Source organism: bacterium, assembly GCA_016702305.1.
Lineage (GTDB): Bacteria > Electryoneota > RPQS01 > RPQS01 > RPQS01 > JABWCQ01.
In genome coordinates, this window is sequence record JADJEH010000015.1 from 17,420 (window position 1) to 44,302 (window position 26,883).

23 protein-coding genes are annotated in these 26,883 nt (G+C 57.8%); 20 read left to right on the forward strand and 3 right to left on the reverse strand.

Annotated features, from left to right (window positions below; all coding sequences use genetic code 11):
• Positions 1-377 precede the first annotated feature (377 nt).
• Positions 378-3,803 carry a hypothetical protein gene (locus IPH10_10915; protein ID MBK6911420.1) on the forward strand — a complete coding sequence of 1,142 codons (3,426 nt, stop codon included), beginning with the start codon at positions 378-380 and terminating at the stop codon, positions 3,801-3,803.
• 161 nt (positions 3,804-3,964) lie between these two features.
• Here IPH10_10915 and IPH10_10920 read toward each other — a convergent pair whose 3' ends face one another.
• The 3 genes from IPH10_10920 to IPH10_10930 are packed head-to-tail and all read right to left on the reverse strand — an operon-like array spanning position 3,965 to position 6,342.
• Positions 3,965-4,960, reverse strand: a complete 996-nt coding sequence (locus tag IPH10_10920; GenBank protein ID MBK6911421.1) for a hypothetical protein — start codon at positions 4,958-4,960, stop codon at positions 3,965-3,967.
• 41 nt (positions 4,961-5,001) lie between these two features.
• Complete coding sequence (locus tag IPH10_10925; protein ID MBK6911422.1) at positions 5,002-6,117, reverse strand: hypothetical protein; 1,116 nt, start codon at positions 6,115-6,117, stop codon at positions 5,002-5,004.
• A gap of 18 nt (positions 6,118-6,135) precedes the next feature.
• Positions 6,136-6,342: a hypothetical protein gene (locus IPH10_10930; GenBank protein MBK6911423.1), complete on the reverse strand. Its 207-nt coding sequence runs from the start codon at positions 6,340-6,342 to the stop codon at positions 6,136-6,138.
• A gap of 711 nt (positions 6,343-7,053) precedes the next feature.
• Here IPH10_10930 and IPH10_10935 point away from each other — a divergent pair.
• Genes IPH10_10935 through IPH10_11025 form a run of 19 tightly spaced genes read left to right on the forward strand, consistent with a single transcriptional unit; the run spans position 7,054 to position 26,638 of the window.
• Entirely contained in the window at positions 7,054-7,326 is a 273-nt protein-coding gene (locus tag IPH10_10935) for a 4Fe-4S binding protein (GenBank protein ID MBK6911424.1), read from the forward strand.
• On the forward strand, positions 7,323-8,450 hold the full coding sequence (locus IPH10_10940) for a 2-oxoacid:acceptor oxidoreductase subunit alpha (protein ID MBK6911425.1): 1,128 nt from the start codon (positions 7,323-7,325) through the stop codon (positions 8,448-8,450). Before IPH10_10935 ends, IPH10_10940 begins: the two co-directional genes overlap by 4 nt.
• Complete coding sequence (locus IPH10_10945) at positions 8,440-9,339, forward strand: 2-oxoacid:ferredoxin oxidoreductase subunit beta (GenBank protein ID MBK6911426.1); 900 nt, start codon at positions 8,440-8,442, stop codon at positions 9,337-9,339. The genes IPH10_10940 and IPH10_10945 overlap by 11 nt, the downstream gene beginning before the upstream one ends.
• Entirely contained in the window at positions 9,329-9,901 is a 573-nt protein-coding gene (locus IPH10_10950) for a 2-oxoacid:acceptor oxidoreductase family protein (GenBank protein ID MBK6911427.1), read from the forward strand. Before IPH10_10945 ends, IPH10_10950 begins: the two co-directional genes overlap by 11 nt.
• Positions 9,901-10,773 carry a sulfide/dihydroorotate dehydrogenase-like FAD/NAD-binding protein gene (locus IPH10_10955; GenBank protein ID MBK6911428.1) on the forward strand — a complete coding sequence of 291 codons (873 nt, stop codon included), beginning with the start codon at positions 9,901-9,903 and terminating at the stop codon, positions 10,771-10,773. The genes IPH10_10950 and IPH10_10955 overlap by 1 nt, the downstream gene beginning before the upstream one ends.
• Positions 10,754-12,193, forward strand: coding sequence for an NADPH-dependent glutamate synthase (gene gltA / locus IPH10_10960; GenBank protein MBK6911429.1), 1,440 nt, complete (start codon positions 10,754-10,756; stop codon positions 12,191-12,193). Before IPH10_10955 ends, gltA begins: the two co-directional genes overlap by 20 nt.
• Positions 12,193-12,555 (forward strand): NADH-quinone oxidoreductase subunit A, encoded by a 363-nt coding sequence (locus IPH10_10965; GenBank protein MBK6911430.1) that lies wholly within the window; start codon positions 12,193-12,195, stop codon positions 12,553-12,555. Before gltA ends, IPH10_10965 begins: the two co-directional genes overlap by 1 nt.
• Position 12,556: 1 nt before the next feature.
• Positions 12,557-13,090 (forward strand): NADH-quinone oxidoreductase subunit NuoB, encoded by a 534-nt coding sequence (gene nuoB, locus IPH10_10970; protein MBK6911431.1) that lies wholly within the window; start codon positions 12,557-12,559, stop codon positions 13,088-13,090.
• Positions 13,080-14,738: an NADH-quinone oxidoreductase subunit D gene (locus IPH10_10975; protein ID MBK6911432.1), complete on the forward strand. Its 1,659-nt coding sequence runs from the start codon at positions 13,080-13,082 to the stop codon at positions 14,736-14,738. The genes nuoB and IPH10_10975 overlap by 11 nt, the downstream gene beginning before the upstream one ends.
• A complete protein-coding gene (gene nuoH / locus IPH10_10980; protein ID MBK6911433.1) occupies positions 14,735-15,697 on the forward strand; it encodes an NADH-quinone oxidoreductase subunit NuoH in 963 nt (320 codons plus the stop codon). The genes IPH10_10975 and nuoH overlap by 4 nt, the downstream gene beginning before the upstream one ends.
• Complete coding sequence (locus tag IPH10_10985) at positions 15,697-16,176, forward strand: NADH-quinone oxidoreductase subunit I (protein MBK6911434.1); 480 nt, start codon at positions 15,697-15,699, stop codon at positions 16,174-16,176. Before nuoH ends, IPH10_10985 begins: the two co-directional genes overlap by 1 nt.
• A complete protein-coding gene (locus IPH10_10990; protein MBK6911435.1) occupies positions 16,169-16,705 on the forward strand; it encodes an NADH-quinone oxidoreductase subunit J in 537 nt (178 codons plus the stop codon). Before IPH10_10985 ends, IPH10_10990 begins: the two co-directional genes overlap by 8 nt.
• Positions 16,702-17,010 carry an NADH-quinone oxidoreductase subunit NuoK gene (nuoK, locus tag IPH10_10995; protein ID MBK6911436.1) on the forward strand — a complete coding sequence of 103 codons (309 nt, stop codon included), beginning with the start codon at positions 16,702-16,704 and terminating at the stop codon, positions 17,008-17,010. Before IPH10_10990 ends, nuoK begins: the two co-directional genes overlap by 4 nt.
• A 6-nt stretch (positions 17,011-17,016) precedes the next feature.
• Positions 17,017-18,909 (forward strand): NADH-quinone oxidoreductase subunit L, encoded by a 1,893-nt coding sequence (locus IPH10_11000; protein MBK6911437.1) that lies wholly within the window; start codon positions 17,017-17,019, stop codon positions 18,907-18,909.
• Between the two features lie 5 nt (positions 18,910-18,914).
• Positions 18,915-20,369: an NADH-quinone oxidoreductase subunit M gene (locus IPH10_11005; GenBank protein ID MBK6911438.1), complete on the forward strand. Its 1,455-nt coding sequence runs from the start codon at positions 18,915-18,917 to the stop codon at positions 20,367-20,369.
• Complete coding sequence (locus IPH10_11010; protein ID MBK6911439.1) at positions 20,366-21,790, forward strand: NADH-quinone oxidoreductase subunit N; 1,425 nt, start codon at positions 20,366-20,368, stop codon at positions 21,788-21,790. The genes IPH10_11005 and IPH10_11010 overlap by 4 nt, the downstream gene beginning before the upstream one ends.
• A 37-nt stretch (positions 21,791-21,827) precedes the next feature.
• On the forward strand, positions 21,828-22,019 hold the full coding sequence (locus tag IPH10_11015; protein MBK6911440.1) for a YfhL family 4Fe-4S dicluster ferredoxin: 192 nt from the start codon (positions 21,828-21,830) through the stop codon (positions 22,017-22,019).
• Between the two features lie 51 nt (positions 22,020-22,070).
• Positions 22,071-25,643 carry a pyruvate:ferredoxin (flavodoxin) oxidoreductase gene (gene nifJ, locus IPH10_11020; protein ID MBK6911441.1) on the forward strand — a complete coding sequence of 1,191 codons (3,573 nt, stop codon included), beginning with the start codon at positions 22,071-22,073 and terminating at the stop codon, positions 25,641-25,643.
• Positions 25,640-26,638, forward strand: a complete 999-nt coding sequence (locus IPH10_11025; protein ID MBK6911442.1) for a dihydroorotate dehydrogenase-like protein — start codon at positions 25,640-25,642, stop codon at positions 26,636-26,638. Before nifJ ends, IPH10_11025 begins: the two co-directional genes overlap by 4 nt.
• Positions 26,639-26,883 lie beyond the last annotated feature (245 nt).

Sequence of the window (26,883 nt, forward strand, 5' to 3'; positions counted from 1 at the left end):
TTTGATTTTGCTGCGGGCGGCCACTTGGTCGCCCGTTTTGTATATCAGACGTACTCAATGCGTGTCCACTTTCGGCACCCGGGTCTCACGTGAGAGCCGAGTGCCCGGAACGAACCAGGTCGATCGGTCGTGCGGCGCGAAAGAACGTCAGTGTAACAGACTCCGGCTGGTATGAGCTTGGACTTCATCTTCGGCAGAGGTCTTGGGCAGGCGCTTCAACCAAGACTTGCCAGCGGGAATCCCTCAAGCAGAACAGAAACAAAACGTTAAAAGATGACAAATGTCATAGTATTTTGATGTGAAAGCTTGCAGACGCTCGCCCTGAATCGTAAATTATTGGGGAGATCCGTGCACATGTAATATTGTAAGAGGTTAAGATGAAGAGAGTGATTGCCTGGATAGTGTTTGGGGCCTGTCTTGTGTCGGTTGCCTTTGGTCAAATCCAGTCGGAAGGTACGCCACGCGCGATGTCCGCAGGCGCATCCTATCTGCCTGCAGCACCAACAGTTGGTATGCCCTCGCAGGACAATTCGGCGTATCTGGCCGAAGACGCGGGCCTGCCCAAAGCTGAGCAGAACCGTTTCGCCGCGCAGATCCCGGTGAATATGAACCTAAGTAACAGCGGGACGTGGACCATGGCGCCTGATGGCGGCCGCGTCTGGCGGCTCCGCATTGAGTCGCCGGATGCTCATTCATTGGCGCTGCTGTTTAGTGAATGGTATCTGCCGAAGGGCGCGGAGCTATTTGTTTACAACGATAATCAGGATGACGTGCTGGGCGCACTGACCGCGTTCAACAATTGGGTGGACGGTACCAACGTGATCCGCCATCTGAAGGGCGACGCCATCACGCTGGAACTGTATGAGCCGGCCGCGGTCATGAACGAGAGTGTGCTCACGATCTCTACCGTCTGCCATGCCTATCGCAACTACTTCGGCTATGCCCAGCGCGACGCGTTGGACAACTTTGGTGACTCGGGCGCGTGCAACAACAACATTCTTTGCCCTGAGGCTTCGGCCTGGCAGGATGAGAAGCGCGGCGCGACCATGATCACATCGGGCGGTTCGCGCATCTGTTCCGGCTCGATGATACGCGCCAACGTCGCCACCAACTGGCCTGCCTATTACCTGACGGCCAACCATTGCGGATTCAGTGGTTCGTGGGTGTTTGTGTTCAACTACGAAAGCCCGCAGTGCTCGCCGAATGCCGACGGCTCGACCGCGCAGACGGTGGCCAATGCGACACTGCGCGCGAACTGGGCAAACTCGGATTTCGAGCTGCTTGAACTGTCCGCACACCCGCCCGTGGCCTACAATGCCTATTATAACGGCTGGAACCGCAACGACGCGGCATCCTCGAGCTCTGTGTGTATTCACCATCCGCGCGGCGATGTCAAGAAGTGGACGATTGACAACAATTCGCCGACGGTCACGAGCTACGGCGGCTCGTCGGTACCCGGCGACGGAACGCACTGGCGTATCGCCAATTGGGAAGACGGCACCACAGAGCCGGGTTCCTCCGGTTCACCGTTGTTCGATCAGAACAGCAGGATCACCGGCCAGTTGCACGGCGGCACGGCCTCATGTGCGAACAACATTGATGACTATTTCGGTCGCTTGAGTGTTTCCTGGGCCGGCGGCGGCTCAAGTGCTACGCGGCTGTCGAACTGGCTGGATCCTAACAATACCGGCGCGACAACGGTAGATGGCAGCTATCCGATTACCTTGGCCAATGACAACTGCCCGGGGAACTACGTGACGCTGCCGTTCAGTGGTACCGGCAGTACGGTATCGGCCACGGCCAGCGGCTCCGGCTGTGCCTATCCGGAAACGCCGGACGTATGGTATTTCTTTTACACGAGTCCCTGTAGCTCGCAGGTCACCGTAAGCCTGTGCAACTCGAGCTATGACACTTTTCTTGAAGTCCGTCGCGGCGGCAACTGCCCGGGCGACGCGTTGGTAGATTGCACCGATGACGACTGCGGAGTCGGCAACCTGCGCAGCAGCGCGACCTTCAGTTCGTTAGGTCAGGACATAATTTATGTTCGCGTTCTAGGTTGGAACGGTTCGGTCGGTGACTATCAGCTTGATATCACCGAGACGGCGTTGGATCCAGTTCCCGCAAACGACAATTGTTCAAGTCCGACGTTTGTCACGGCGCTGCCCTTCACGACCACCGGATCAACTTGCACTGCGGCCAACGACTTCTCGTTCTGCAACATGGGTCTTTCCAACGATGTCGTCTATACCGTGATTGTTGACGAGTGCCAGAGTATTACCGCTTCAACGTGCGGCGGTATCTCGAATTTCGACACCCGTTTGACTGTGCGCACGGACGGCAACTGCCCGGGAACAACCGAGCTTGCCTGCAGTGATGATTTTTGCGGCGTGCAGAGCCAAGTCACCTGGAACGCCACCGCCGGCGTTCCGTATTACGTCGTGGTTGGAGGATTCTCAACCTCCAGCGGGCGTTTCACATTGAACATCACGGGCGGCGGACATATTGGCGCCCCGGCGAACGATAACTGCTCGGGCTCCCTTCCCGTCAATGCGCTGCCATACTCCCATGCTGGCAACACAGCCTGTGCCTTCGCAGATTACGACTTCGCCGGCTGCGGATTCGAGGCCAGTCACGATGTTCTGTACACGTTGAATGTTCCGTCGTGCCAAACCGTGCAAGTGTCCCTCTGCTCGCCGAATCCAAGCTATGACACCAGATTGCAGGTCATGGCCGGCGGATCATGCCCGGGCAACACGCTGGTTGCCTGCAACGACGACAACCAGTGCGGCGGTTCGTTCTCTTTCCAGAGCACGGTTTCATTTGGTGCGTTAGCGAACACGAATTATTACATTCTCGTGCGCGGATTCAACTCGTTGTCGTATGGCCCGTACAATCTGAATGTCACAAGCGCCGGCGGCTACATCTCGACGAACGACGTCTGCCCCGGCACGGCGGTGAATGCGCTTCCGTACACGGGCTTCGGCAACACCGTTTGCTCGCAGGACAACTATGCTAACGGAGATTGCTATTTCGCGGAGAGTTCGCCGGAAGACGTCTATTCACTGACGCTCGGCGCAACTCAGGGCGTGGTCATTTCGCTATGCGGTTCGGGCTACGACACCGGACTCAAAGTTCGTCGCGGCGGCGCCTGCCCGGGTGACGTGATGGTTGTCTGCGATGACGACGCGTCGTGCGGCGGCTCGTCTACACTTCAGAGCGTCGTTGAGTTCACTGCACAGGCCGGAGTCACCTACTATGTCCAGGTCGGCGGTTACGAGAACAACACCGGACCCTACTCTATACGCATGGAGCAGAAGGTCCTGAACCCCGTTGACTCGTTGGTCATCAAGGAAGACGGCGGTTTTGTTCGCTTGAACTGGGAGGACAACGGCGCGGCCTACTGGACGGTGTATCGCTCAACCGACCCGGCGACTCTCTTCGCACCGGGCAACCTGATGAGTTTCCCGCCCGTCAACAACTGGACGGACTTCAGCGTACTCGGCACGCAATATTACTATGCCGTGACCTACGTTCCCGACTACATGGTCCCGGCTCTGATCGCGGCCGGTGTCGGCACGCGCCCGGCGCAGGAAGTCATGGCGGCGGTTTATGCCAGTCTGAAGCTGTCGGCTGATCCGGTTTCGGACGTTGAATTCTACGTCGGCGAAATTCCCGCTTGTGTTGAACTGGCTCCGGCGGACAAGTCGGAAACGACGACGGTCCTGCCGGCAGGCATTCACCTGTTCGGCCCGGGTACCTCGACAGAGGTCTCCGTTCCCGGCAAGAACTACTCGGCACAGTAAGCCAGACGGTTCGTAGAAAATGAACAGCGGGCTCAGGATTACCTGAGCCCGCTGTTGCGTTGGTGAAACTTGTTGCGGCGGGCCGACGGGGAGGAATTCAGCCCGCCGCACATTGTCCCGGCCTGCAAACGACTCGTTGAGTCTTCAGGCCGCGGGCAGAATTAGCCGCCGATGACGACGGGGTAGTTGGTTGCAGGGGCGTGATAGTCATTCGCGCCGAGAATGTCCGCACGGTCAGTGACGGCGTTCATGCCGAACAGCATGGAGTAGGCGTTGTAGCCCAGCATGTTCAGATACGCGCACACCTGCGCCGACTGCTGGCCGGTATAGCAATAGACGACGACTTGCTTGTCATTGGGCACGTATTTCAGATTCTCTTCGTAGCCCAGCGAACCCGGCTCGAAGCGGTACGATCCTGGAATGTGACCAAGATTGTAAACGGCTTCGGCCCAGTAGCAAAGCAGGAACGGATCGTTGGCCGCGTTGCCGTCATTGATGTTGGCATAGACGTCGTTGGCGGAAATATTCTTCAAGCCGCCGTCAAAGAGCTGATTGCATTCTTCGGTGATCGCAGCTTGCGCGTCTTCAGCGCTCGTCGCCAATGCCGGGAAATCAAATTCAGTCGTGAGCGGGTTGGCGGTCGTTTCAAGCGTACCACCGTTGGGGACTACGTTGTCCCACTTTTTCAGATTCACGAGCGTGTCGGCGGTCCAGCCGCACATGCCCCACTTCAAGCTGTATGCGTCGAGGCCCTTCATCCGTAAGAACGAGCAGGCCCAACCCGCGGTCTGACCGCTGTAGCACACGCAAACTACCTTTGCGCCCGCAGGAATCTGCGACAGATTGTCGGGCAGATTGGCGATCGTCCAGTTGACCGTGTTGGCGATGTGTCCGGCGGCGGCATAGTCGGTCGCGCTGCGGAAGTCAATCATGAACAGATTGACGGAGTTGGTGATGTCCGCGAACAATGCGTCGGCGGTGATAATCTTGATGCCGGAGGTCAGATAGGCGTCGCCGATGTCGGCCATGTCTGATTGCAGTTGAGCAGCATCCGGCCCGGTCGGCGTATCGTCGTCATCGTCTTCTGAACAGCCAAGGAAGAACGACAGGCTGCCGACCAGCAGCACAGGCAGGAGGAAGCGAACGAAGCGAGTCATGATAGTACCTCAGAGAATTTGTATAGGGTTGTTCGGTAACTTTATTGCTGCGAAGTCCACGGCGGCGGGCCGTCGGGGAGGATGAGATGTTGATTGGCTACACGCTCATTGGCAGAGGTCAGCGCGTCCAGATCGTTTTGGCGTAAGAACCAGCCGCCGTTGTCGGGCGTGTTGTGGCACGACTGGCCGCACGATTGGCCTTCCGGAACTTGCGTGCGCGAAGTCCAGCGCACGATGTTGTGCGGCGTGGCATACTTGAAAGACGGCAGGACCTCATAGTTGGTCGTCGGCACGCCCCACGCGGTGTAGGTGTTTTCGGAGATCGGAATGTGCCGCAGCACAACGTATTCGCCCGCGCGATCGCCGGGCAATGGGTTGCGGCCGATTTTGAATTGCATGTAACTCGGCTGTGAAATGCCCGTGCCTGCGTGACAGTCATTACAGTTCTTGTAGTCCTGCGCATGGCACACTTGGCAGGCGAAATTCCCGCCGTGCGCGGCGTGATATTCGTTCTGCTCGGCCGTGACATCATGGCAGTCGCGGCAATTTGCGCCGTTGCGCACGGCATAGCGATAGGGATAGGCGGTGCCGTCGCCGTGCATTTCGTCGGCGTCGTGGCAGGCCACGCAATTCATGGCATTCGGAACGTAGTGCACGTCTGCGCGGAAGCCCTCATTGCGGCCTTGATACTCATCGCCAACACGGCTGCCGTGACAGGCCGTGCACTGGTTGGCAAGATCGGGGGTCCGTCGAATCGCGTGACCTTGAATGAAACCACCGCCGACCGACTTAGGTCGGCTGATATGGCACTCTCCGCAGGTTGCGTGACATTTGTTACATTGCGCGTCGAACTTGGCGCGGATGGCAGGATCGGAGTCAATCGTCCGGCCGGTGCGCGCTTCAAAGAACGTGTGATATCCCTGCATCGTGGCATGCAAGCTCGACGTGGCGAAATTGTGGGCAATGCCGTCATGACAGCGCGCGCACACATTTTCATTCCCCCACGACGGATCGGCGGTCATGCCCGCGTGCGCTTCGTCTTTGGGCAGCACACCGGCGGTTCCACCGTGACAGACGATACAATCAAACCCGTGGTCACTTTGCATGAACTGTTCGAGCCCCACGCCGCTCATCAGAACTTTCTGCCATCCCGCCAACGGCGAGACCGCTCCGCCTCAACCTTCGCCCGGATTCTCGGGAGCTTCGCTGGTGTCAGGAGCGGCTGTGGCCTCCAGCATCTCTTGGTTCGTGTGGCAGCCGTAGCAGTCAGCGGTGCTGGCACTCGGTTGAGTCGTCGCATTGTCCTCATCATCCTCGCAGCCTGTGGTGAGCCATACGAGCGAAATGACGAGGGCGAGTATGAGAAGCAGTTTGTGTTTCATGATGGTAGGGGGCAACGATCAACCAACTGGGGCTGGTGCCAGCAAAATTGATTAGTCTATAGAAACAATAGTATTCAAGTGAAAATAGAAACCCCGCGATGCGTAGTGTTTGCATCGCGGGGCTCTTATTTGAAACGGGCCCGAGGCCCGAACGGCATTTAGATCGTGCGCTCTCCGTGATGAACGGAAGGCCGATCGAATATTGAGGGTCATATAGTTACAAAGCTTTCAGTTCAGCACATTCGCCGGCAGGGGGCCGGGTCTCCCTTGTGAAAAACTTCACGTGAAAGATCGGCAACTCCAGCCCGAAAGTCAAGTGACAAAGGCACAGAACGGCGCGATAAACAAGGAAAAGGGAGAATTGGACCCAAATCGGACGATTAGGGTAAGGTTCCACGTGGTCCAATTGAATCCGCATAATACCGTGCGATTAAGAGGAATGGCATGCACCTTTTTTTACAAGCATGCCTCGCGAAAACAGGAATATGCCCCTTGGTGTCCGATTTTAAAGCCAAACACACTCAATACTTTTCAATGCATTCGCAATGCACGAATTGTCGGTGACATTGCTACACTACGGTTGCAACTCCAGTGCATGCTTGGTACATTGGTAAAATCTTGAAAATGCACGGTTGCCGCGAATTGCTCGAATCGTATGCGACCTCCAATCCGCAGTGCACGGGAACAGTTCTGATAGCCTAAGGAATGTGTATGAGCCTGGTAGAGACAACCTCTGCGAACGGGCAGTTTAAGCTGGTAGTTCACGAGGCGTGGTGCAAAGGGTGCCGCATCTGCGTGGACTTATGCCCGACGAAAACGCTGTCCATGGTTGAATCCCCGGACCGCTGGGAAGGTGTCATTGTGAAAGTTACGAACATGGAAGTTTGCAACGGCTGTGGGATTTGCGAAGCGGAATGCCCGGACTTCGCAATTTCTATTTTTGCGCCCGGCAAAGAGAAGAAGGCTGCGGGGGGGAAGGCATGAAGTCGCAACATCGGGTATTTTGGGCCGGTAACGAGACTATCGCTGAGGCATCGTTGCGCGCCGGGTGTAACTTCTACGCAGGCTACCCCATCACACCGTCGTCGGAAATTGCCGCGCTGTTGTCGCTGCGCCTGCCGCAGACCGGCGGAGTTTTTCTGCAAATGGAAGACGAGATCGCGGCAATGGGCGCGGTTGTGGGCGGATCACTCGGCGGGAGCAAGGCCATGACCGCCACGAGCGGCCCGGGTTTCTCGCTGAAGCAGGAGAATCTGGGTTATGCCATCATGACCGAGACGCCGTGCGTGGTCGTGAATGTGCAGCGTGGCGGACCATCCACAGGCGCGCCGACGGCTCCAGCCCAGGCGGACGTCATGCAGGCTCGCTGGGGAACGCACGGTGATCATTCGATTATCGCTTTGACGCCGGGCAATCCTGAGGAGCTCTATCGGGAGACGGTGCGCGCGTTTCACCTGTCGGAGATGTACCGCACTCCGGTAATTTTGTTGATTGATGAGATCATCGCGCACACGACGGAGAGTTTCACGATTCCGAACGACGACGAATTGGGGCCGGTGCACCCGCGTTCGTGGTATCAGGAGCGTTACGCCGTAAACAGCTTCCGCCCGTTCCACGATTTTTATCAGGGCAAGCACATTCACATCACGGGTCTGTCGCACAACGAGGCGGGTTTTGGCACGACGACGCCCGAAGTGATTCAGCGCGGGATCGAGCATCTGGTCAACAAAATTGAACTGCATCAGTCGGAGATCGAGCGCAACGACAGTTACCTGCTCGATGACGCCGACATCGCCATTATCACGTTTGGCTCGCCCGGCCGGGCATCCAAGGAGGCCGTGGACATCGCACGCGCCGAAGGGATCAAAGCCGGGCTGATGCGGATCGTCACGTTCTGGCCGTTTCCGTACGGGACGGTGCGGACGCTGGTGGACAATGTCCGCGCGGTGATCGTTCCTGAGATGAATATGGGCATGCTGCGCGGCGAGGTTGAACGTGCGGCCATGCGTCGGGACGTGCAGTTGCATGGTGTGAACCGCGTAGGCGGCGTGCCGATCGAACCGCAACAGGTATTAGACAAGATTCGCGAGGTGCATCGTGGCCTTTGATTATTCGCTCTGGCTGCGGCCGGAACTCATGCCTCATATCTGGTGCCCTGGCTGCGGCATCGGCATCGTCCTGAAGTCCGCCATTCGCGCGATGGAAGCGCTGGGCTGGGATCAGGATGCGACCTCGTTTGTTTCCGGCATCGGCTGCACGTCGCGCGCGCCGGGCTATGTGAATATGAACACGCTGCACACGACCCACGGCCGCGCGCTGACCTTCGCTACGGGTTTGAAGATGGCTGCGCCGGACAAGAAGGTCGTGGTGATGGCGGGCGACGGCGACACGGCGGCGATCGGCGGCAATCATTTCATTCATAGCTGCCGCCGCAATATTGACATCACGCTGGTGATTGTCAACAACGAGATTTATGGCATGACCGGCGGCCAGTTTTCGCCGACGACGCCGACGGGCGCACGCGCCGCGACGGCGCCATATGGCGTGGTAGACCCGGGATTTGACCTGTGCGAATTGGCCATGGCAGCGGGCGCAAGCTACGTCGCGCGCGGTCACGTTGCCAACGGGATTTTCCTCGAACGCCTGATCAAGAACGGCATGGCGCACAAGGGCTTTTCTGTGATTGAAGTGATGTCGAATTGTCATACGCAATTCGGCCGCCGCAACAAGCATCCTGATCCGGCGGAATTGGTTGAGCATATCGCCTCGAACGCCGTGATGGCCGCGCAGTGGGATAAGCTGTCGCCGGAAGAGCGCGTTGGCAAGTACAAGATCGGCCTGCTGCACAAAGCCGAGCGTCCCGAATATTGCGAAGAGTATCACAAACTGAAAACGCATGCACAGGAACGCGTCCGGGAAGCCGCTCGCAAGATTGCGGAGTCTGAGGCTATGAAGCCAAGTCGCGAAGGGCAGGGAGGAGAACCCAGTGAGAACTGAAATCCGTTTCGCCGGCGTCGGCGGTCAGGGTAATATCCTCGCCGGAGAGTGGGTGGCGCTCGCGGCGCACAATATGGGCCTCAACGCACTGCAAAGTCCTACGTACACTGCGCAGGTGCGCGGCGGCCCGACGAGCGTTGACGTGTTAATTGACAGCCAACCGATCGGGTATCCCCGCCTGACCAAGATTGATTTCTTTCTGTGTCTTGCGCAAAGTGCGTGGGGCTTTTTCTCGAAGAACTTGCGCGACGACACGATTATCGTCGTAGACCCCAATCTGGTTTCGAAGATGACTCCGGGGCCGCAGATGATCTATCCGATCCCGATCATTCAGATCACCAAACAGACTGTCGAGAAGCCCGTATATACGAGCGCCGTTTCACTCGGTATCTTTTGCCGCTTGATGACGACGATTCCGCAGCAGGCAATGATTGATACGATTGAGCAGAATGCTCCGGCCGGAACGGTGGAGCGTAATCTGAAGGCCTTCCGCGTCGGCTGGGAGACGGTCGAGACAATAACCCCCGTGCCGCGCGATCAACTTGTGCCGGCGAGCGCTTGATGTCATCGGGTCACATTATTTACAAGCATCGTCAGCTTGCCGACCGAATTCACGACTACTGGGTGGAAGCGCCGCGCGTGGCCGCGAAGCATGCCGCCGGGCAATTCGTGATTCTGCGACTGCATGAACACGGTGAACGCATTCCGCTGACCGTGGTCGGCACCGATCCCGAGCATGGCATGATTCGCTTAATCGTGCAGGAAGCGGGCAAGACCACGGAAGAGTTTGCGCACTACACCGTTGGGAGTTCAATTCTGGATATCGTCGGTCCGCTCGGTCAGCCGACGCACATGCACAACTGGGGCAATCTGCTGGTTGTAGGCGGCGGCGTCGGCGCGGCTCCGCTTCTTCCGATCGCGAAAGCCGCCAAAGCCGCCGGAAACAAGGTCCATGCGATACTCGGTGCGCGCTCAAAGAGTTTGCTGATTTTGAGCGATGAATTCTCGGAAGTGTGCGACGACGTGCGCCTCTGCACCGATGACGGCACGTTGGGACGGCAAGGATTCGTGACGGACGTTTTGCAGCATTGGTGCGACGGCGGCGTGAAGTTTGATTTCGGGATAGTAGTCGGTCCTGTGGCCATGATGGGCGCGACGGCACGTGTGATGGGCAAATGGAATATCCCCGGCCTGGCGTCGCTGAATCCGATCATGGTGGACGGCACGGGCATGTGCGGTGCGTGCCGAGTAACAGTGGACAAGAAGGTCCGCTTTGCCTGCGTCGAAGGCCCCGAGTTTGACATCCACGGTGTAGATTTTCAAGAACTCCTGCTGCGTAACCGCTCGTACGTGCGCGAAGAGCACGCGGCGGTTGAGCATGCGCATGCCTGCCAATTGACGGAGACGATCAAGCATGTCCGAGCAGAAGCGTAATCTGAAGGCGCATCCTCCGCGAGTGCCGATGCCTGAGCGCGACGCCGACGAGCGCGTGCGGGGCTTCGCCGAAGTGCCGCTCGGTTATACCGAAGCGCAGGCTCGGGCCGAAGCCGAACGCTGTCTCGATTGCAAGAATCCCAAGTGCGTTTCCGGTTGCCCGGTCAATATTGATATTCCCAAGTTCCTGCGCGAAGTGCGTGACGGCCGATATCAGGACGCCGCCGACACGCTGCGCACGACCAACTCACTGCCGGCAGTCTGCGGTCGCGTTTGTCCTCAGGAAGAGCAGTGCGAATCGCTCTGTATAGAGGGTATTCGCCACGATCCCGTTGCTATCGGCAATCTGGAACGATTTGTCGCAGACTGGGAGCGGATGCATAAGCAGGTCACGACGCAGACTGAGATTGCCCAGACGGGTCGTCGCATTGCCATCGCCGGATCAGGCCCGGCGGGTCTGACGGTGGCGGGAGATTTGGCAAAACTGGGTCACGACGTGACGATCTTCGAAGCGCTGCACCGTCCCGCTGGGGTGCTGGCTTACGGAATTCCTGAGTTTCGTCTGCCCCGCGATATTATCGAATCAGAGATTGACTACATCAAGCGACTCGGCGTCAAGTTTGAGTATAATATTGTCGTCGGCGTCACGGTGACGCTTCAAGAGCTGTTCGACGAAGGCTTCGACGCGATATTTATCGGCACGGGCGCGGGGCTGCCCAAGATGCTAAACGTTCCGGGTGAGAATTTGATCGGCGTCTTCAGCGCCAACGAGTTTTTGACGCGTATCAATTTGCTGGGCGCGGCGCGCTTTCCGGACTATGATACGCCGATTCTGCACGCCAAGCACACGGTGGTCGTCGGCGGCGGAAACACGGCGATGGACTCGGCCCGCGTGGCCAAGCGGTTGAATCAGGCCAAAGTTTCGCTCGTTTATCGCCGCTCGATTGACGAGTTGCCGGCCCGCAAGGAAGAAGTGCATCACGCGCAGGCGGAAGGCATTGATTTCAACCTACTGTGCAATCCCATTGAGGTGATTGGCGACGCCGAACATCGCGTGCGCGCCATTCGCTGTATTCGCATGGAATTGGGCGAACCGGACGCTTCCGGCCGTCGCAAGCCGGTTGAAGTTGCGGGCTCCGAGTTTGAAATGGAATGCGATGCCGTGATCGTCGCCGTCGGCAATGCACCGAATCCCATTCTGACTAAGGCAACGCCCGACTTGGAATTGACCAAGTGGGGCACGATTAAAGTGGATCCCGATACGAACGCCACGAGCAAACCCGGTGTGTATGCGGGCGGCGACATTGTTAGCGGCGCGGCGACGGTGATTCTGGCCATGGGCGCGGGCCGCAAGGCCGCCGGCGCCATGCACGACTATCTTACTAACCTGCCTCCCAAGACACGGGCGTACGCCGTATGATGGAAGCCTTACACGACATTATTCCGTTTTCGATGGGCATCGGCACGCTCGCGTTTGGCGCGATGCTGGTCCTGTTGCCCTATCTGCTTGCTCCGCGCAGTCGCGGTCGTTTTCGCGGAGAGACTTATGAAAGCGGCGAGCCGATTATCGGCGAAGCGTGGGTGCAATTGCGTGCTCACTACTACATCTATGCGCTGGTCTTCATGGCCTTCGACGTGGAAACGGCGTTCATCGTCCCCTGCGTTGCGGTGCTGCGTTCGTGGGACAGTTGGATGCCGGTGATTGAAGTCAGCCTGTTTCTTGTTATATTGAGTTTGTCGCTGGTCTATGCGCTGAAAAAGAAAGTACTGGAGTGGCAATAATATGAGCGACGCGAACGAAGCCCCGAAGCTCGAACAGCACGACGTTTCGTCGGAGCCGGACGAGCAGATCCCGCCGATTGTGCGTTTCCTGCCGCTGCAGAAGGCGCTCGATTTGGCGCGCGCCAACTCGCTGTGGCCGCTCACGTTCGGTATTGCCTGTTGCGCAATTGAGATGATGGCCGCCTCCGCCAGCCGCTATGATACCGATCGTTTTGGAGCGGGAGTTTTTCGTAACTCGCCGCGGCAGGCCGACCTGATGATCGTTGCGGGTACGGTGAACCTCAAGATGGCGCCGATCATCAAGCGGCTGTACGATCAGATGCCGTCGCCCAAATGGGTTATTGCGCTGGGCTCGTGCGCAATTTGCGGCGGACCGTTCGAGCAGGATGAGAATTATGCAGTTTTGGCAGGCGTCGAGAAGATAGTGCCCGTTGACGTGTTCGTGCCTGGTTGCCCGCCGCGTCCCGAAGCGCTGATTCACGCTATCATCGAACTGCAAGAGAAGATCAAGTCCGGACAAACACATGCCTCCTGAATCTGAGACCGCTGTCCCTGCGGCGGACACTCCTTCTGCATACGCGGAATTGATAGAGCGCCTGAAGCAAGCGGGCGCAACAGCCGGCGCGGATCTCAACTATGCGCAGACCGGCATGGATGTGGATATGGAAGTCGCGCCCGAGCAGCTTGCCGCGGTAGCGGCGCAGCTTAAGCGGGATCGCTTTTCACTAGAAACTCTGGTCGGGGTGGATCGTCAACCCGACCTTTGCGTGCTCTATCTGTTTAAGCCGTTCGATGGCGGCGGCGCGCGTGTGCGGGTACGCGCGACGACGGCGCGCGACGTTGCGACTCTGCCGACCCTGTCCGCGGTCTACGGCGGCGCCGATTGGTATGAGCGCGAAATCGCCGACATGTTCGGCATCAATTTCACCGACCATCCGCACCTAAGGCCGCTGCTGCTGCCGCATTACACGAAGTTTCATCCGTTGCGCAAGGATTTTCACGGCGCGCCGATTGACATTCCGGAAGATACGGTGGAAATTCCCGAGATTGACGTCAATGAGGCGATGAAGCTTGGCAAGAGCGACGCCCCGCAGCGCGATTTCTTCTTGAACATGGGCCCGCAGCACCCTTCGACGCACGGAGTGCTGCGAATACTGCTTCATGTTGAAGGCGAGCGCGTGCTGGGCGGCCGCTGCCATTTGGGCTACAGTCATCGCGGCACGGAGAAGCTCGCGGAGAAGCGCCAGTACGTGCAAATTTTGCCGTACACGGATCGGATGGACTACCTGTCACCGGTGAACTACAACTGGGGATGGGCCAAGCTGCTCGAACGCGCCGCCAACATTGAGTCGACTCCGCGCGCCGAGGTAATTCGCCTAATCATGGGCGAACTAAGCCGCGTTGCCAGTCACTTGGTTTGGCTTGGCACGTACTTATTGGATCTTGGCGCGATCACGCCTTTTCTCTACTGCTTTGAAGATCGCGAGATGATTCTAACGATCTTTGAGCGTGTATCCGGCCAGCGCATGACGACGTCATATATTGTCTTCGGCGGCGTACGAAATGACGTTTACGGTAGTTTCGTGGAAGATGTGTCAAAGCTCGTCAAGCATATGCGCAAGCGGATGCCCGAGTACGATACGCTGGTCATGAAGAACGAGATCTTCCTAATGCGCACCGACAAAGTCGGCGCGATCAGTCCTGAACAGGCCGTGGAGTACGGTGTGTCTGGCCCCTGCCTGCGCGCGGCGGGTGTAGACTACGATGTGCGCCGCGACGAACCATACTGCGACTTGTATTCTCAGTTGGAATGGAAGGTTCCCGTGGAAACGGCCGGCGACTGTCTGGCGCGGTCACTGGTACGCATGGAAGAAATCGAGCAGAGTTTGAATCTGATCGAGCAGGCGCTTTCCAAGCTCGAAGAAGGTCCGGTGCGCGCGAAGGTTCCGAAGCTGTTTAAGGTGCCCGCCGGCGAGTACTATTCCATCACCGAAGGTCCACGCGGCGCCATCGGTTGGTATCTGATTGGCGACGGCAGCAACATGCCGTACCGTCTGAAAGTCCGTGTTCCTTCGTTTGCCAATCTGCAAATTGTCGAGCAGTTGATTCCCGGCATGCGCGTTGCCGACGTTGTTTCGATTCTCGGCAGCCTTGACGTGGTCATTCCGGAGATTGACCGATGAGCATTGTGGAAGTTTTGATCCGGCTCGTCATCGCATTCGGCGCTGTCATCACGTTTGTGACGATTAACGCGCTGTTCCTCGTGTGGCTGGAGCGCAAAGTATCGGCGGTTATTCAGAACCGCATGGGTCCAACCGAAGTCGGACCGTTCGGTCTGCTGCAGACGATTGCTGACGCGGTGAAACTGCTGGGCAAAGAGATGATCACGCCCACCGCCGTTGACCGTTGGACGTTTTTCCTCGCACCAGTGATTGCCTTTCTCCCGGCGCCATTGCTGGTCGCTGCAATTCCAATCGCGGAAGGCGTCGGTGTTTCGGACCTGAATGTCGGAGCGCTCTACCTGCTCGCCGTGTCGAATATCGCTTTCATCGGCATCCTGATGGCAGGTTGGGCGTCAAACAACAAGTACTCGCTGCTCGGTGCGGTACGCGCCGTGGCCCAGAACGTCAGCTACGAAATTCCGATGTTGCTGGCCGTGCTGACTGTTATTCTGATGGCCGGATCGCTCAAGCTGAGCGAGATTGTCGCCGCGCAATCGCCGATTCCCTATATAGTCTATCAGCCGATAGCATTCATTATCTATTTTATTTGCAGTATCGCCGAATCCAACCGCACACCGTTTGACCTTCCCGAAGCCGAGTCCGAACTGGTCGCGGGTTACCACACCGAATTCACGGGGATGCGCTTCGCACTCTTCTTCCTGGCAGAGTATACGCAGGTCTTCGTTCTCGCCGCCATTATTACCTTGTTCTTCCTCGGCGGTTGGAACGGTCCGGTGCTACCCGGGTGGATCTGGTTCATGCTGAAGACCTACCTCGTGGTGTTTGTGGTCATGTGGCTGCGCTGGACCTATCCGCGGCTGCGCTCCGACCAACTCATGAACTTCAACTGGCGCGTGCTGCTGCCCGTCGCGATTGTGAATCTGCTCATTTCGACCTTTATCTATCGGGGGCAGTTCTGATGAGCAAGCGAACTTTTTGGTCCGGTGCGGCCAGTCTCATCACCGGCCTCGGCGTGACCTTCCGTAGCATGTTCCGGCACAAGGTTACGATTCAGTATCCTCACGAACCGGTGCCCGTGTCGGGCAACTATCGCGGTCCGGTGCGGCTGATTGCCGACGAAATCAACTCCGAGCACAAGTGCATCGGCTGCTTGGCCTGCCAGCGGATATGTCCGACGCATGCAATACCGGTGCTGACGGTCGCCAAGAACGACCAGAACAAGAACTATCCCGTGGACTTCGTGATTGACGACGCGCTCTGCTGCTTTTGCGGGCTGTGCGTTGACGTATGTCCGACGGAAGCGCTCGAGCACACCCGCATCGGTGACATGGCAGCGACGACGCAATCCCTGCTGCGCCGCGAGATTCTTAAAGATGCGCACGTCACGAGCGAGAATTTCCCCACGAACGTGGGCAAGCGGGAGCATCCGCATGCATGACTTTCTGTTTTTGACCGGCGGAAGCCTTGCGTTGGCCGGCGGCCTGTTGGCCATTATTGCCCGAAATCTGTTTCACGCGGCGCTTGGGTTGGCTCTGACGCTTGTGGGCACGGCAGGTTTGTTCATTCCGCTCGGCGGAGAGCTGATTTCGGTTGTACAGGTATTGGTGTATCTTGGCGCAGTCGCGATCGCGATTATCTTCATCCTGATGTTGTCGCCGCCGTTCTACTTGAAACGGCCTCATCGAAGTTCGCTCAAGATTGGCATGGCAATTGGAACTGTCGCAATTTTCGCCGTTCCGCTCTACCGGGCGATCAGCAGTACGTGCGCGATAACGGATCACGCGGCGCAGACGCCTACGGTAGCTCAGATCGGGCGCGCCTTACTGACTGAGTTTGTCTTTCCCTTTGAAATCATCTCCGTGCTGTTGACCGTTGCGATCATCGGCGCGATCGTGCTCGCGCGCGATCTGCCCGAGGATGCCGACATCCGGCACGACGCACCCACCTCAGGCGAGGACGTGAAGTGACCTCACTTTCCTCTTATCTGGCGCTCGCGGCCGTACTTTTCCTTTGCGGCGCCTTCGGTCTAATGGAGCGGCGCAATCTGGTCGGACTGCTGATTTCGATTGAGCTGATGCTCAATGCGGCCAGCATCAATTTCATGGCATTCAATCATTTTCTTTTCCCGGGCACCGTCACCGGTCAGATCATGACCCTCTTCGTGATCGGGCTTGCGGCGGCGGAAGCGACGCTGTTTCTGGCGATCGTGTTCGCGGTCTATCGCCACTACCGCTCGATCAATGTCGAGCGCGTGGATCATCTGCGAGGCTAACGCGATATGAGTGACTCTACAATGATTCAACTCGGCATCGCGACTGTCCTCTCGCCGCTGATCTCGTTTGCCTTGATCGTCGCGTTCGGCTTGCGCCGTGCGGTGATTGGCAAGGCCATCGCTCTGACGGGCGCGACCGTGAGCTTGATCGGCGCAAGCGCGATGCTCTGGAGTGTGAATGAAGCCACCTTCCGAGTCGAAGCGGCGTGGTCGTGGCTGTTCAATGACCCAACGAAATTCAATATCGGCCTCTTGCTCGATCCGCTGTCGCTGGTGATGCTATGGGTGGTTGCGGTGGTGGCCTGGCTGGTCCAGTGGTATTCCCTCTCTTATATGGAGGAGGACGAACGGCAGGGCAAGTTCTTCGCGTTCATCTCGCTGTTCTGCTTTGCCATGATGGGATTCACCGTCGCGCCGAATCTCCTGCAGTCGTTCATGTGTTGGGAACTGGTCGGTCTCGGCTCCTATCTGTTGATCGGTTTTTGGAATCATCTGCCGTCCGCCGCGACGGCCGCGCGCAAGGCCTTCGTGGTCACACGCCTTGGCGATTTGGGCTTCTTCGCGGCGCTGTTGTTGGCGTGGACGGGCTTGGGAACGCTGGGATTTGGCGCACTGAGCGACCCGGCGCTGGCGAGCAAATGGCAGATGAGCTTCGCCGGTGCGGACTACGGTGTGTGGATTTCGTGGGCGTTGTTTCTCGCGGTGATGGGCAAAAGCGCGCAGTTTCCACTCTACGGCTGGCTGCCGGACGCGATGGAAGGCCCGACGCCAGTCAGCGCGCTGATTCACGCCGCGACGATGGTTGCCGCCGGTGTTTACCTACTGGCGCGCATGGGCTTCCTGCTGGTGATCGGCAGCGAGGCCACGGCCACAGCCTGGCACGCGCTGGCGGTGATTGCCATGATCACGGCCCTGATGAGCGGCGCGGTGGCAGTTGTCCAAAGCGATATAAAGCGCGTTTTCGCCTATTCCACGATCAGCCAACTTGGCTACATGATCGTCGGGATCGGCACGGGCGCGGTCGTCGCGGGCATGATGCATCTGTTTACCCACGCATTTTTCAAAGCGCTGCTGTTCTTGACGGCCGGCGCATTTATTCACGCGGCGCATACCAACTCGATCACCGACATTGCTCGAGCCGGTGGAGCGAAGCTCAAGCTGCCGATGATCGGCCTGGTGGCCGGATCGCTGGCTCTGATGGGATTCTTCCCGTTCGCGGGTTTCTACAGCAAGGACGCGATTCTCGAGCACCTTGTCGTCGAACATAACTATGTTCTGCTGACGATGGCGTTGATCGGTGTGTTTGTAACGGCCTATTACACGGCGCGCGTCATTTTCCTGATGCTCACAGTGCCCGCGGATCACAAGCACGACGCGCACGACGATCATGGCCATCATCATTTGCATGTCGGAACGTGGATGAAGCTGCCGCTGGCGGTGCTGGCCGTTGGTTCGTTAGTCGCGGGCAATGTCTGGATGCTCCGCGTCGAGCACTGGTTCAATGTACCGCACGTCGAGCATGGCAACCTTGCTCTGATTGTCGCAGCCGTTTCGACGCTGGTCGCAGCCCTTGGCGCATTCTATTCGGCACGGGTCTTCTACTGGCGTACGGCCGCGGATCCGCTGGCGACGATGACCGGTCTGGCCCGCACGCTTCGCGAAAAGTGGTACCTCGATGACGCTTACGGCGCCATTGTCCATAAATTCTATTTGCCGCTTACGGCACTCCTCCAGAAATTTGAATTGGCCGTCATCAAAGGCGCGCTCGATGGCATTGGCTTCGGCAGTATGCGCATCGCCCGTTCCCTGGCAACCGTACAGACAGGCGAAGTGCAGCATTACGTGCGCGTGTCGTTTGTCGTCGTGGCGGCGGTCGTCATCATCCTCATGAGTCGGTGAACACTATGACGATCCCGATTCTCTCGCTGATTCTTCTTTGTCCCGTTGTCGCGGTTCTACTTCTCTTTTTTGTGCCAGACGGCCGCGACAAGACTGTGCGCTGGATTTCGCTGTCGTTTTCGGTGGTAGCGATGTTCCTGTCCACCTGGATGTTCATCGCCTATGATCGGGCGGCCGCGGGCTTTCAGTTTGCCGAGCAATACGCCTGGCTGCCGGGGCTGAACTCAACCTATCATGTCGGCGTGGACGGCGTCGGTGCGACACTTGTGCTGCTGAACGCAATTGTCATGCTGACAGGCGTGCTCACGTCGTTTAGCATTGACTTCCGTGTCAAAGAGTATTTCATACTTTTTCTCCTGCTGGTTTCCGGTGTATTCGGCAGCTTCATCTGTCTGGATTTCCTGCTGTTCTTCATCTTCTTTGAAGTTGCTGTGCTGCCGATGTACCTCTTAATCGGCATCTGGGGTTCGACCAACCGCGAATATGCGGCGTTGAAACTCACACTGATGTTGCTCGCCGGCAGCGGTCTGGTTTTCGCCGGTCTGATTATGACCTACTACACCAGTGCCGTGCGATCGTTCGATTTTCTGGTACTGCGTGACGCCGGTGCGTTCTCCTCCGACTTCCAGTACATCGTCTATCCGCTGATGTTCCTCGGATTCGGTACTTTGGCCGCGGTCTTCCCGTTCCACAACTGGTCTCCCGACGGTCACGTCGCGGCGCCGACAGCGGTTTCGATGCTGCATGCCGGTGTACTGATGAAACTTGGCGCCTACGGCGTGCTGCGTTATGGCATCGAGCTGTTCCCCAGCGGCGCGCAGGATTGGGCGTTGGTGGCGGGGGTCATGGCGGCGGGCGGTGTGGTCTACGGTGCGTTGGTCGCTGCCCAGCAGACCGACCTGAAGTACATGATCGGCTACTCGTCGGTTTCACACATGGGTCTGGTGATGTTCGGGCTGGCCGCCGGGACGCAGATGGCGATCAATGGCGCGGTCTACCAGATGTTTTCGCACGGCATTATGACGGCCCTGTTCTTCTCCGCAGTCGGCTTCTTCTACGAGCAGACGCACTCGCGCAACATTTTTGAGTATGGCGGCCTGGCGCGTAAAGCGCCGTGGATCGCCACCTGTTTCATTCTTGCCGGACTGGCGGGCGTCGGTCTGCCGGGTCTGGCAGGATTTCCGGCCGAGTTCATGATCTTCCTCGGCGCCTACGAGCGTTTCCCGCTGTTGACGCTGATTGCTGTTCCGAGTCTGGTGTTCGGCGCATTCTATATGTTGCGCGTACTGCAGCGCGTATTTTTCGGTCCGGAGGCGGGTTACACGCCGAAGGTACATGATATCGGCGCGTTCAACGGTTCGCCCCGCGTTCTGCTTGCCGCACTCATCATTCTTTTTGGCGTCGCACCGCGCTTGCTGTCTGATGTCATCGCACCTTATGCGCGGGAGTTACTGAAATGATGCTTCCGCTTCTTCCCGAATGGTCATGTTTGCTGGCGATTCTGGTCCTGTTTTTTGCTACTCTAATTGACAAGCTCAGCGACACGACCGCCCGCCGGTTGTCATTGGTGATGGGCGTCGTTATCATCGCAGCGGCGTTCATGGCGCGCGGCGAGCAGGGGATGCTGTTCGCAGACAGCTATCGCGTAGATTCCTATTCGCAGTTCTTCAAACTCTTGATCGGCATCGGCTTGTTTGCCAATGCCTTGCTTGGCTGGCCGTTGCGCACTCTGCCTCAGGCACAGCGCAGCGAGTATTATCTGCTATTCTTCTCGGCCGGACTGGGGATGATGCTCCTGGCGGGTGCTTTCAATTTCCTTGTCCTGTACGTGGCGATGGAGCTGCTTTCCTATTCACTATATGTGATGGTTGGCATGCGCCGGGCGCGCACGGAGTCCATCGAGAGTTCGATCAAGTATATCATCATTGGCGCCGCCGCCAGTGCAATCGGCCTATTCGGCGTCAGCTACATCTACGGGGCGACAGGCAGCTTGAACTTCGATGCGCTCATCAACGGTCTGCGGAGCGGTACAACTTCGCAAGAGCTGCTTCTGCCGGGCCTAGTCATGGTGCTTAGCTCGTTCCTGTTCAAGCTCGCTGCGTTCCCATTTCATGCTTGGGCGCCCGACGCCTACGAGAGCGCGTCATCACCGGTAGCGATGTTTCTTGCATCGGTATCGAAGCTCGCCGGTATCGCGGTGCTGTTTCGCCTGACCTACATGGTCAAGCCGTTCCTGCCCGCGTTTGAAATCGTGATTGGCATTTTGGCGATTGTGACGATGACTTTTGGCAACTTCGTCGCGTTCAGACAGACGTCGGTCAAGCGGTTATTCGCCTATTCGAGCATCGCCCAGGCCGGCTACCTGATGATCGGCATGATCGGTTTCGGCGACAGCTCGCCGACCGCGGTCGTGTTCTATTCGGTCATTTATCTTCTGATGAATCTTGTGGTCTTCTCTGTCGTGCTGGAACTCGAACGCGCCAAAGAGGACCCGACGCTCGAGAGTTTTCAAGGTCTTTATCGCCGCAACGCATTAATCGCGATGGCGCTGCTCGTGTCGCTGTTCTCGTTGGCCGGAGTGCCGCCATTGGCGGGTTTTTTTGGTAAGTGGCTGCTGTTTTCAAGCGCGGCCCAGGGCGGCCACATGTGGTTTGTCGTGCTGGCGATCTTGAACAGCGTCGTTTCGCTCTACTACTACCTGTTTCTGGTCAAAGCGGCCTACTTCGGCGAACCCCCTGCGAATTTCGAAAAGCCGCAGAGCTCAACCACGCGCTGGGCGATTCTCGTGACCACGATCTTCATTGCGCTGCTCGGCATCTATCCGCGCGTGCTGACTGAGTACATAAGCGGGCTCGACTTGTCGCGCGCGCTGCTTCCCTGAAACTGAACCAACACATATAACACACAAGGAGCCAATCATGGCACTGCACATTGACGAAACCTGCATCAACTGCGGCGCTTGCGAACCCGTCTGCCCGACCAAGGCCATCACCGAAGGTCCGGACATTTTTGTGATTGATCCGAACACCTGCGTAGAGTGCATCGGACACCACCCCGAACCGCAATGCGTGAAGGTCTGCCCGGTGGACTGCATCCACAAAGCCGCCTGATCGCCTCACTTTGGCCGTGACCGGCAAGGTACGGCCTGAAAAACACAAGTTATGAGTAAATCATTCGCGACGGTGGACGGCAACGAAGCTGCGGCTCACGTTGCACACCGTCTATCCGAAGTCTGCGCTATCTACCCGATTACGCCCAGTTCGAGTATGGGCGAATTGGCTGACGAATGGTCGTCGCGCGGACGCAAGAATATTTGGGGCACCGTCCCCACTGTCATCGAGATGCAGAGTGAAGGCGGCGCTGCCGGTGCAGTGCACGGCGCGCTTCAATCCGGTGCCCTGACAACGACGTTCACCGCGTCGCAGGGCCTGCTCTTGATGATTCCGAACATGTACAAAATCGCGGGTGAATTGACCAGCACGGTCTTTCATGTAACCGCGCGCACAATCGCGACGCACGCGCTTTCGATATTTGGCGACCATTCAGACGTTATGGCCGTGCGTTCGACGGGTTGGGCGATGCTCTGTTCGGCGAACATCCAGGAGGCGCACGATCAGGCCTTGATCGCCACGGCCGCGACCCTCGAAAGTCGCATTCCATTTATGCACTTTTTCGATGGATTTCGCACGAGTCATGAGGTCCAGAAGCTCGAACTCCTAAGTGACGATGACCTGCGTGCGTTGATCAACGACGAGTTGATTTTCGCCCATCGGCTGCGGGCGCTCTCGCCAAATCATCCGGTGATTCGCGGCACCGCCCAGAATCCCGATGTGTTCTTCCAAGGCCGCGAAGCCTCGGCGCCGTTCTACAAGCAATGTCCAGGCATTGTCCAAGCGGTCATGGATCGCTTCGCCGCCCGTACCGGCCGCGCCTACAAACTGTTCGAGTACGTTGGTGCACCGGATGCCGATCGAGTAGTCGTTATCATGGGCTCGGGCTCGGACACCGTGCTCGAAACTGTCGAGTATCTGAACGCCCGCGGCGAGAAGGTCGGAGTGCTGCGTGTCCGCCTCTACCGTCCGTTTTCGGCTGATCATTTTCTTGGGGCGTTGCCGTCGAGTGTGAAGTCGCTGGCGGTGCTTGATCGCACCAAAGAGCCCGGCGCACTGGGCGATCCCCTGTTCACCGACGTTGTCTGCGCCTTGGCCGCCCGCGGTGGTCATCAACCGCATGTCATCGGCGGACGTTACGGGCTCTCGTCGAAGGAGTTCACTCCGGCGATGGTCAACTCGGTATTTGCCGAGCTTAAGAGCGGCACACCGAAAAAGCAATTCACCGTCGGCATTGACGACGATGTGTCACATTCAAGTTTGACGTATAATCCAACGTTCTCCGTCGAAGCCCCTGACGTATTTCGCGCGCGTTTCTATGGACTCGGGGCGGACGGTACCGTCGGCGCCAACAAGAACTCCATTAAGATTATCGGCGACGAAACGAACCTGTTTGCCCAGGGCTATTTCGTTTATGACTCGAAAAAGTCCGGCGCCATCACGGTTTCACATCTGCGTTTTGGACCGCGCCCGATTCGATCCTGCTATCTGGTGACGGACCCGAATTTCGTGGCTTGCCATCAGCCCGGCTTTTTGGACAAGTACGACATGTTGAGCGATGCTCAAGTCGGCGCGACGTTTCTGTTGAACACGGCGCTTCCCAAGGACAAGATTTGGGACACGCTGCCACGCGAGGTGCAGCAGAGCCTGCTGGATAAGAAGATCAAGTTCTACATCATTGACGCTTACCGTGTTGCCGCCGAAGTCGGCATGGGTACGCTGATCAACACGATCATGCAGACCTGTTTCTTTGCGATTTCGGGCGTGTTGCCGCGCGACGAAGCGATAGCCGCGATCAAGAAGACGATTCGCAAGACCTACGAGAAGAAGGGCGAGCATATTGTCGCCAAGAATTTCGAGGCTGTGGACGGCACTCTGGCGAATCTTGTGGAGGTGCCGCTGCCCGCCAAGGTGACGGCATCGCGCACACGTCCGGCGGTAGTGTCGGATAAGGCGCCCGAGTTCATGCGCGGCGTGCTGGCGAAGATTATTGAGGGCAACGGCGATAGCTTGCCAGTCTCGGCGTTCCCGCCGGACGGCACGTTCCCGCTGACGACGTCTGTATGGGAAAAGCGTGCGATCGCGCTGGAAGTGCCGATCTGGGATACCGATTGGTGCATTCAGTGTAACAAGTGCGTGATGGTCTGTCCGCATGCGGCGATTCGCGCGAAGGTGGTACCCGGTGATCAGGTAAACGGCAAGCGTCCCGAAGCGTTCAAGACGATGACCTATAGCGGGACCGATGTTCCGGGTGAAGGCTTGCTCTACACGCTGCAAGTTGCGCCGGAAGATTGTACCGGCTGCGGTTTGTGCATTGACGTTTGTCCCGCCAAGAACAAACGCGAACCTCGTTTGAAAGCGATCAATCTGGAACCGTTGCCGAACGTACGCGAACGCGAAAGTGTGAACTGGGACTACTTCCTCAGTCTGCCGGCGGTTCCGCGCGAGGAGCTTCGCATTAGCACGGTCAAGGGCGCGCAACTGCTCGAGCCGCTGTTTGAGTTCTCGGGTGCCTGTTCGGGCTGCGGCGAAACGCCGTACATCAAGCTACTCACCCAGCTCTTCGGCGATCGCGCGATGATCGCCAACGCGACCGGCTGTTCGTCCATCTATGGAGCGAATCTGCCAACGACGCCCTATTCCGTGAATGCACAAGGTCGCGGCCCAGCGTGGGCCAACTCGCTGTTTGAAGACAATGCTGAATTCGGCTTGGGCTTCCGCGTCACACTCGACAAGCAAACTGAATACGCGACGGAGCTCTTGCAAGCGTTGCGCGGTGAAGTTGGGACCGAGTTGGCGGATGCAATTCTTTCGGCATCACAGTCAACGGAAAGTGAAATCACGGCACAGCGCCGCCGCGTCGCCGATTTGAAGGGTAAACTTGCCAACATCAAGTCGTCGCAAGCGCGTCAGCTCGAGAGCCTGGCCGACAAGTTGGTCAAACACGCCGTCTGGATCGTCGGTGGTGACGGTTGGGCTTACGATATCGGGTATGGCGGTCTTGACCACGTGATCTCAATGGGCCGCAATGTCAACATTCTCGTGCTCGACACGGGTGTTTATTCCAACACTGGCGGACAGTGTTCGAAAGCCACGCCGCTTGGCGCGGTAGCCAAGTTCGCCGCGGGCGGCAAGCCCGTGCCGCGCAAGGACCTCGCGATGATGGCGATCAATTACGGCCACGTGTACGTTGCGCAAGTGGCGTTCGGGTCAAACGATTTGCAAACGCTGCGAGCATTCCAGGAAGCTGAAAACTTCGACGGTCCCTCGCTGATTATCGCCTACTCGCATTGCATTGCCCATGGTATTGACATGGGTCAGGGCTTGCAGCAGCATAAAAAGGTTGTGGACAGCGCCGCCTGGCCGCTTTTCCGCTACGATCCGCGACGCAAAGAGAACGGTGAACTCCCGTTGCAGCTTGATTCTAAGCCGCCAAAGCTGAGAGTCCGCGACTGGGCATACAGCGAGACGCGTTTTAAGATGTTGACGCATAGTAACCCTGTCGAAGCCGAACATCTCATGAATCTCGCCGAGAAAGACATCAAGGCGCGCTGGGACATCTATATGCAAATGGCCGGTCTACATCCCAATCCGGACTCTGTCCCGGCCGGAGGCACATCATGAAAATGACAACACGCTATCTCGGGCTGACGCTCAAACATCCGGTGATCGCTTCGGCGTCGCCGCTCTCTCACAATCTCGATGGCGTGCGCCGTCTTGAAGACGCTGGTGCCGCGGCAATCGTTCTGCCGTCGCTGTTTGAGGAGCAGATTGAGCACGAGTCGCTGCACATGCTGCACACGATGCAGCAGGGTACAGAGAGTTTTGCCGAGGCCACAAGCTACCTGCCCGAGCCCGAGCAGTTCATGGTAGGGCCTGATCAGTATCTGCGATTGATTTCGACTGCGCGTGAAGCGTGCGAAGTGCCGATCATTGCCAGTTTGAATGGTCATGCTCCCGGCACCTGGGCGCAATACGCCCGCCAGATGGAAAGCGCGGGCGCATCGGCGCTCGAACTGAATGTCTATTACCTGGCCACGCGCTTCGACTTGACCAGCGCGGAAGTTGAAGAGAATTATCTCAATGTCCTGCGTGCCGTCAAGAGTGAGGTCAAAATTCCTGTGGCTTTGAAGCTCGGCCCGCACTTCTCGGCGTTTGCCTCGATGGCCAAGCGCTGCGATGACGCCGGTGCCGATGCGCTCGTGCTTTTTAATCGGTTCTATCAGCCCGATCTCGACATCGAAGAACTCGAAGTTCGGCCGCGCGTGGATCTTTCGACATCGTCTGAAATTCGTTTGCCGCTGCGTTGGTTGGCGATTCTGCACGGCCATCTGAAATGTAACATGGCGGCAACATCCGGAATTCACACACATGACGATGCCGTCAAGCTGATCATGTCCGGCGCGGACGTGGTCATGCTCTGTTCAGCGCTGTTTCAATGGGGCATTCACCGGCTCGGTCGTCTTGCCGAGGAGATTGACGAATGGGGCACGGAGCATGGCTACGATTCGCTCGATATGCTGCGGGGTTCGATGAGTCAGCGGGCAGTGAAAGACCCGGAGTCGTACGAGCGCGCGAACTACATGAAGACCCTGCAGAGCTTCCGCCCGGTTGCTTAAGCTAAGTTGGTGGAGGTATAGAGGGGCCGACGTCCATCGGCCCCTCTATTAATTTAAAAGAAACAATAATTTGTGAAAAGTTGGCGGTGCCACGGCGAGGCCGGTTGCCCTTGACAGGGACACCGGAAAGCCGTATCTTAGGCATTCTAAAGTCGTTAGGAGTCTGCCATCCCCCCTCGGAAAGTCCAGGTATCGGCGTCGGCTGAGAAGCCGTCCGCGAAGAAGAGCGAGTCTCAAGCTCCGCG

Bases quoted from the DNA above. Each gene is read 5' to 3' on its own strand.
- IPH10_10915 (MBK6911420.1), top strand. From the start codon at position 378: ATGAAGAGAGTGATTGCCTGGATAGTGTTTGGGGCCTGTCTTGTGTCG.
- IPH10_10920 (MBK6911421.1), bottom strand. From the start codon at position 4,960: ATGACTCGCTTCGTTCGCTTCCTCCTGCCTGTGCTGCTGGTCGGCAGC.
- IPH10_10930 (MBK6911423.1), bottom strand. From the start codon at position 6,342: ATGAAACACAAACTGCTTCTCATACTCGCCCTCGTCATTTCGCTCGTA.
- IPH10_10935 (MBK6911424.1), top strand. From the start codon at position 7,054: ATGAGCCTGGTAGAGACAACCTCTGCGAACGGGCAGTTTAAGCTGGTA.
- IPH10_10940 (MBK6911425.1), top strand. From the start codon at position 7,323: ATGAAGTCGCAACATCGGGTATTTTGGGCCGGTAACGAGACTATCGCT.
- IPH10_10955 (MBK6911428.1), top strand. From the start codon at position 9,901: ATGTCATCGGGTCACATTATTTACAAGCATCGTCAGCTTGCCGACCGA.
- gltA (MBK6911429.1), top strand. From the start codon at position 10,754: ATGTCCGAGCAGAAGCGTAATCTGAAGGCGCATCCTCCGCGAGTGCCG.
- IPH10_10965 (MBK6911430.1), top strand. From the start codon at position 12,193: ATGGAAGCCTTACACGACATTATTCCGTTTTCGATGGGCATCGGCACG.
- nuoB (MBK6911431.1), top strand. From the start codon at position 12,557: ATGAGCGACGCGAACGAAGCCCCGAAGCTCGAACAGCACGACGTTTCG.
- IPH10_10975 (MBK6911432.1), top strand. From the start codon at position 13,080: ATGCCTCCTGAATCTGAGACCGCTGTCCCTGCGGCGGACACTCCTTCT.
- nuoH (MBK6911433.1), top strand. From the start codon at position 14,735: ATGAGCATTGTGGAAGTTTTGATCCGGCTCGTCATCGCATTCGGCGCT.
- IPH10_10985 (MBK6911434.1), top strand. From the start codon at position 15,697: ATGAGCAAGCGAACTTTTTGGTCCGGTGCGGCCAGTCTCATCACCGGC.
- IPH10_10990 (MBK6911435.1), top strand. From the start codon at position 16,169: ATGCATGACTTTCTGTTTTTGACCGGCGGAAGCCTTGCGTTGGCCGGC.
- IPH10_11000 (MBK6911437.1), top strand. From the start codon at position 17,017: ATGAGTGACTCTACAATGATTCAACTCGGCATCGCGACTGTCCTCTCG.
- IPH10_11005 (MBK6911438.1), top strand. From the start codon at position 18,915: ATGACGATCCCGATTCTCTCGCTGATTCTTCTTTGTCCCGTTGTCGCG.
- IPH10_11010 (MBK6911439.1), top strand. From the start codon at position 20,366: ATGATGCTTCCGCTTCTTCCCGAATGGTCATGTTTGCTGGCGATTCTG.
- IPH10_11015 (MBK6911440.1), top strand. From the start codon at position 21,828: ATGGCACTGCACATTGACGAAACCTGCATCAACTGCGGCGCTTGCGAA.
- nifJ (MBK6911441.1), top strand. From the start codon at position 22,071: ATGAGTAAATCATTCGCGACGGTGGACGGCAACGAAGCTGCGGCTCAC.
- IPH10_11025 (MBK6911442.1), top strand. From the start codon at position 25,640: ATGAAAATGACAACACGCTATCTCGGGCTGACGCTCAAACATCCGGTG.